The sequence below is a fragment of the Rhizobium sp. P1_E1 genome, assembly GCF_056406015.1.
In genome coordinates this window covers 1-5,282 of the sequence record NZ_JBFUAY010000269.1, presented here as the reverse complement: position 1 = coordinate 5,282, position 5,282 = coordinate 1, and the positions used below count along the sequence as shown (strand labels likewise).

5 protein-coding genes are annotated in these 5,282 nt (G+C 59.2%); 1 reads left to right on the top strand and 4 read right to left on the bottom strand.

The window, feature by feature from the left end; genetic code table 11:
• From AC1D1Z_RS33650 to AC1D1Z_RS33635, 4 genes are all read right to left on the bottom strand, one after another.
• Positions 1 to 663: ABC transporter permease (locus AC1D1Z_RS33650; protein WP_477853157.1), on the bottom strand; the 663-nt coding region annotated here is incomplete at its 3' end.
• A 66-nt stretch (positions 664 to 729) separates the two neighbouring features.
• Entirely contained in the window at positions 730 to 2,340 is a 1,611-nt protein-coding gene (ggt, locus tag AC1D1Z_RS33645; RefSeq protein ID WP_018245512.1) for a gamma-glutamyltransferase, read from the bottom strand.
• Positions 2,337 to 3,191, bottom strand: a complete 855-nt coding sequence (locus AC1D1Z_RS33640) for an alpha/beta hydrolase (protein ID WP_018245513.1) — start codon at positions 3,189 to 3,191, stop codon at positions 2,337 to 2,339. Before AC1D1Z_RS33640 ends, ggt begins: the two co-directional genes overlap by 4 nt.
• 147 nt (positions 3,192 to 3,338) lie before the next feature.
• Positions 3,339 to 4,913 carry an ABC transporter substrate-binding protein gene (locus AC1D1Z_RS33635; protein WP_018245514.1) on the bottom strand — a complete coding sequence of 525 codons (1,575 nt, stop codon included), beginning with the start codon at positions 4,911 to 4,913 and terminating at the stop codon, positions 3,339 to 3,341.
• Positions 4,914 to 5,106: 193 nt separating this feature from the next.
• On the opposite strand from AC1D1Z_RS33635, the gene AC1D1Z_RS33630 reads away from it, so the two are divergent.
• Positions 5,107 to 5,282 (top strand): helix-turn-helix domain-containing protein (locus AC1D1Z_RS33630; protein WP_477853159.1); only part of this gene is annotated, 176 nt, incomplete at its 3' end.

Genomic DNA, 5,282 nt, shown 5'->3' with positions numbered 1-5,282 from the left:
CTTCACATAGTCCTGGGGAAGGACCTCCTGCACGCCGGCACGGGTCAGCCGAAGAATGAGCGACGTCTTGAACAGAGCCAGGTTGAAGGCCGGCAATAAGAGGTGCCGGATGCCGTCTGCGGTCAGAAACGACCATTGTGCGCCGAGCAGCTCCTGCGTCGGGCCGCGGCCATTCGTCGGCAACCAGCCGAGCTCGACGGAAAACACCATGATCAGCATGAGACCGACCCAGAAGGTCGGAAGCGAGAAGCCCAGAATCGAGCCGCTCATGATGAGCTTGGAGGAAATCCTATTGGGGTAGAGCCCTGCATACAGCCCAAGCGGCAAGCCGAACAGCAGCGCGATGCCGAGAGCCGTGATCGCCAGTTCGAGCGTCGCTGGGAGACGTTCGAGGATCAGACCCAGCGCCGGCCGCCCATAAACGAAGCTGTTGCCGAAATCCCCGTGCAGAAGTCCTTGGAGAAACAGCAGATACTGTTTCCACAGCGGCTGATCCAGACCGTAATGCGCGATGACGAGTGCCCGCTCCGCCTGATTGGCGTCCGGGTTGATGAGGATGTCGACCGGGTTGCCGATCACATTGACGCCGATGAAGACAATGATCGTCATCGCGACAATGACGAAGAGCGCCTGTATCAACCGCCTGATAATGGATGTGACCATTGAACCTCTCCCTACAGCGCCGCGCGTCTTTTCGAGAACCGCAAAGGACGCTGTAACACTTTGAATCTAGGCGACGGAGATGGCCATCCCGTCGCGCTGCGGATCGGCCGCGCCTTTCGAGATGCCGCCGTCAATCTTGATCGCGTGGACTGCGGCGAACGCATATGTCTGCGGCGACCGCGCCACCTGATAGCCTTGCGCCCGAAGCTCGTCTTCGACAGAGTGTCGAATGCGATTGCAGATGTCGATCGTGTTTGACACCCCTACGATCCTCGGCGCCGAGACGGCTTCGAGCACGGACATGTCGAAATCGATCATGTTCATCAGGCATTGCGCAACCGCGGGCGCGATATAGCTGCCGCCTGGCGCTCCGATGACGATGCTGGGCTCGCCGTCCTTGAAGACGATCGTCGGCGCAGCCGAACTTGGACGCCGCTTGCCGGGCGCGATGGAGCCGGGCTTACCGGGAACCGGGTTAAAGCGGCTCATCGTGCCATTGTACATGAAGCCGAGGCCGTCGGTGATCGCGCCCGAGGGACTGCCGAGGGTGTGGGTCATCGCGACGGCATTGCCGTCCTTGTCGATCACCGAGATATGCGTGGTGTCGCGCTGCGATCCATCAAGGCGCGATACGCTGGCGATCTCACCTGCCTTGATCGCGCCAGCATGCGCCTTTGCATGCTCTTTCGACAGCAGCTTTTCATAGGGCACGTCGACATAGGCGGGATCGCCCATATGCGCGTCCTTGTCGATCGTCATCCGCTTCATGGCCTCGAACAGGATGCGGACATGTTCGGCGCTGCCATGCTGCAGCGAGCCGACGTCGAACTGCTCCATGATATGGAGGAGTTCCAGCATCGGAAAGCCCGAGCCTGGCGGAGGCGAGGTGGCGATGCGGTTGTCGCGGTAGTCGCCCCAAACCGGTTCTACCTTCGACAATTCGTAACGCGCCAGATCCTCCCGATCGATCAAGCCGCCATTTGCCTTGAAATCGCCGGCGATCTGTTCGGCCAGTTCGCCGTGATAGAAGATGTCCGAGCCACCGCTTCGCGCGATGCGTTCGAGGGTCTCTGCCATGTCCTTGTTGACGAGCAGGTCGCCGACGTTCTTGAGCGTACCGTCGTCGTGGAAATAGATTTTCCGGCCCGTTGCAGAAAAGCGCAGCTTGTCGAGCGTGTTGGCAAAACCGTCATTCGACTGGTCCTTGGCCCAATACCAGTGCATGTGGTTTCGGATCATGAAACCGTTACGGGCAAGGCGGATAGCCGGCTTGATGAGATCGGCCCAATCGAAGGTGCCGTAGTCGCGCAGCGCGGTCTCATAGCCCTTGAGCGAGCCGGGGGTGCAGACGGCAAGATAGCCGATATCGGAAATATTGCCTTCAAGCACATAGCCGAAACCGTCGCGGCTCTGGTGCTTGATCTTGTCGAGCCACATGTCCGGCGCAGCCTTCAACGGCGCCCGCGCATAAAATTCGAGGATCTCGTGCACGCCCTTTTTCGGCATGTAGACATGCATGGAGCCGAAGCCGCCGATGCCGGCCATCTGCGGGTCGACCACGCCCTGGACGAAGGCACAGGCGAGTGCTGCATCGATGGCATTGCCGCCGCGTTCGAGAACTTCCGCACCGGCTTCGACTGCCTCCGGCTGAGGCGCTACGATCGTTGCATTTCTCATTTCGCGCGCCGCCCCTCCAGCACCTTTGCCAGGAAGGCCTTGACGTGGCCGAGAACTTTCATCCGGTCGTGAGAGACGCCTGGAACACGATCGAACCTCACATCGACACCCGCTTCGCGGAATGAACTCGCCAGGGCGGCGAGGCGCTCCGGCCGCGTTTTGCCGGCGTCGTTGGCGCCATCCATGTAGTATTTGCCACCCGGCTTATGGGTGATTTCCCAGGTTTCCAGATCGGCGTCGCCGACGATCATATGCACCGGCACCATGGCGAGATATTCGGGCTGGAAGGCCTTGCCGAAGCGCGCCTCCAGATCTCGAATGCCGATCCACCAGTCACGCGTCGGATCCAGAAGGGTGACGGAACCAGGTGCGCCGATCGATGCCGCCCAGAGCTTTTCCGGATGCAGGATGGTGAAACGGTGCACGAAATGCCCGCCGCCGGAGAAGCCGAACATGGCGAATTTGGACCAGTCCTGGCGGTATTTGTCGGCCATCTCCGCGACCATGGCAAGGACGACCTGATCGTAGCGGATGTCGCCTTCCTCAAGAAACTTGTAGCCGGAACGCGCACCGTCGCCGAGAACGCCGACCGGGAAGATCGGGCAAAGGATGGCACAGTCGTTGTAGAGCCCGAATTCGGCAAAACCGTCGCGGAAGTCGATGGCCGACGTGCGCCCGGTGCCGTGGACCGCGACCAGGAGGTCGAGCTTGCGGCCATCTGCCGCCGTCGGTGGCACATAAAGCACCATATGGAGGCGGGGATCGGCCTGAGATGCGAAGATGGCCGTCTGGCCATAGTCATAGATGGCCTTCGCCCGGGCGACGGCTTCGCCCGTTCCAAGTTCCTGCATGAATGTCTCCTGGGAGATGAAGAAAGGGACGGCCTTGGTGCGGTCCCATGCTGCTGTTTTAAACCGCGTCGCATCGAATGGATCGATGCGACGCACTTCAAATCTTTATTTGTCCCAAAACCGCGGCACGCTTTTGGACGGCATGCATTAGTCCGCCGGCTTTACGTCGTAAGCGAGCGTATATTTGTCGCCACGCGGGGTGTAGGACACGGTCTTCTTTGCGCCCAGCACGACGTTTTCGTAATGCATCGGGAGGAGCCAGAGGTTGTTGAAGGTCTCGGTCGACAGTTCCTCGAGAAGGGGCGCGCGTGCAGCTTCATCGAGCGTCGAACTGGCCTTGGCCAGCACCTCGTCGATCTTCGGATCGGACACGCCGCCGCCGTTATATCTGCCGGTCCCCTTTTTCTCGTCGCGCGTTGCGACCAGCGCAACAGTCGGATTGGTGGTTTCACCGGTGTTCACACCCCAGGAGCCGAAATAGGTGCTGTAGGTGCCTTTTGAATAGGCTTCCGAATACATCGACCAAGGCAGGACCTCGACTTTCGATTTGATGCCGATGCGCGTGAACATCTGGCCGACCGCCTGCAGAACTTCGGCATCCTTGACGTAACGGCCAGAGGGGCCATGCAGGGTCAGGCTGAAGCCATCGGGATAACCGGCCTCGGCCAGAAGCGCCTTGGCGGCAGCGGGATCATAGCCCACCTTCTCGACTTTTTCGGAATAGCCCGCATAGCCTTGGGCGACGAATTGGTCGGCCACCGTGCCGTTCTTCTGCATGACGCGGTCGACGATTGCCGGCCGGTTGATCGACATCAGCATTGCGCGACGCACCCGTTCATCCTTGAGTGGGTTCTTGTCGAGATCGGAGCCATCCGCAGCCTTGACGAAAGGCGAAACGTCGCGGCTCACATCAAGGCCAAGATAAACAAAGCGGGAAGACCGGCCATTGATGATCTGCAGATTATTGCTCGCTTCCACGCGTGCCATTCCATCGGCAGGAAGGGTTTCGACAATGTCGATCTCGTTGGAAAGAAGCGATGCCAGACGGGCGCCGTCATCGGGCAGGAAGCGGAGCGTGACGTTGGACCAGTGCGAGGGGCCAGCAAAATAGCTGTCATTGCGCTTCAAGGTCAGGTTGCTGCCTGGCGAATAGGAGACGAAGGAATATGCCCCGGTTCCGATTGCACACTTGCCGTTGTCGAAATCCTGGACTGGCGCCTCCTTGCAATCGGCGCTGACAATGCGAATTCGGCTGACGGAATTCAACAGGATCGGATCCGGAACCTTCGTCTCGACGACGATGGTATAGGGATCCGTGGCCGTGACATTGACAATATTGCGGGTGTAAGAAGCAAAGCTCTGGCTGGGCTTGTCGCGGGCGCGCAGAAGCGAAGCGATGACGTCATCGGCGTTGAACTCGCTGCCGTCATGGAATTTCACGCCCTTCCGCAGTTTGAATTCCCAGTGGGTAGGGTCGATGACCTTCCATTCGGTGGCGAGTTCCGGCGCATTTGCCGACGTTCCCGTGAGGTTTATCAGGCTGTCCCAGATATGGCGCGAGGTCGCATTGTTGGGAGCCGAACTGTCTTCATGGGGATCCAGCGTCGTCGGCGTCGTCGACATCCCGATCGTCAGCGGGGTTTCCTGTGCGACGACCATTGCAGGAATAGCAATCGTTCCAAGCAGCCCGATCGCTGCCCGCGTTAATGTTTTTGCGGCCATTTCTTCCATCCCGGTTTAGCGTTTTTAGGCCGACCCTGCTTGGTCGGTACGAGCAGGTTCCCGTCCACTCTTGACACAAATTGGTAAGGGGCGCTCAAGGGGGCTGTCAAACGGAAAACAAGCACGTTACGATAGGCGTAACCTGAAACTGTGCCAATCCTTCGGCTCTGGTCGCGGAGAAAATTCTGGTCCCATGGACAAAAGACAACCATCAAAAAGCAATATCGTGCAATCGGTTGATGTCTGCATCGAGGTATTGCTGAATGTCGCCAAAAACCCGGATATCAGACTGACTGAGGTGGCGCAGAACCTCGGGGAAACCAAGCCGAGAATTTTGCGCATGTTACGCACACTGGAACGGCGCGGCCT

Bases quoted from the DNA above. Each gene is read 5' to 3' on its own strand.
- ggt (WP_018245512.1), bottom strand. From the start codon at position 2,340: ATGAGAAATGCAACGATCGTAGCGCCTCAGCCGGAGGCAGTCGAAGCC.
- AC1D1Z_RS33640 (WP_018245513.1), bottom strand. From the start codon at position 3,191: ATGCAGGAACTTGGAACGGGCGAAGCCGTCGCCCGGGCGAAGGCCATC.
- AC1D1Z_RS33635 (WP_018245514.1), bottom strand. From the start codon at position 4,913: ATGGCCGCAAAAACATTAACGCGGGCAGCGATCGGGCTGCTTGGAACG.